Origin of the sequence: Gilvimarinus gilvus, assembly GCF_030518155.1 — a bacterium.
In the GTDB taxonomy this organism is placed as follows: Bacteria; Pseudomonadota; Gammaproteobacteria; order Pseudomonadales; family Cellvibrionaceae; genus Gilvimarinus; species Gilvimarinus gilvus.
Map to the genome: position 1 here is coordinate 1 of NZ_JAULRU010000201.1, position 441 is coordinate 441.

Below are 441 nucleotides of genomic sequence, written 5' to 3' on the forward strand. Positions count from 1 at the left end.
CACCGGCACCAGCGTGTATTTCAGCCCCGACCCCAAGTATTTCGATTCGCCGAAATTCTCCATCAGCCGTCTCAAGCACGTGCTCAAGGCCAAGGCCGTGCTGTGCCCAGGCCTGCTGGTCAGCTTCGAGGACAAAGCCAGCGGCGAAAAGGTCGAATGGCACTACGAGGATGGCCTGCGTTCCTACCTGGTCGATTCGGTCAACGAGTTCCAGCGCCTGCCCGATGAGCCGTTCTGCGGTAGCCTGGCCGGTAACAAGGAAGCGGTGGACTGGGCCTTGCTATGGCTGCCCGAAGGCGGCGACAGCATCCAGGAAAGCTACGTCAACCTGATCCCTACCGCCCAGGGCGGTACCCACGTCAATGGCCTGCGCCAGGGCCTGCTGGATGCCTTGCGCGAGTTCTGAGAATTCCGCAACCTGCTGCCGCGCGGGGTCAAGCT

1 pseudogene is annotated in these 441 nt (G+C 62.1%); it reads left to right on the forward strand.

The window, feature by feature from the left end:
* A pseudogene (locus QWI17_RS01635) lies at positions 1-403 on the forward strand (DNA topoisomerase IV subunit B); the annotation flags it as partial.
* Between the last annotated feature and the right edge of the window lie 38 nt (positions 404-441).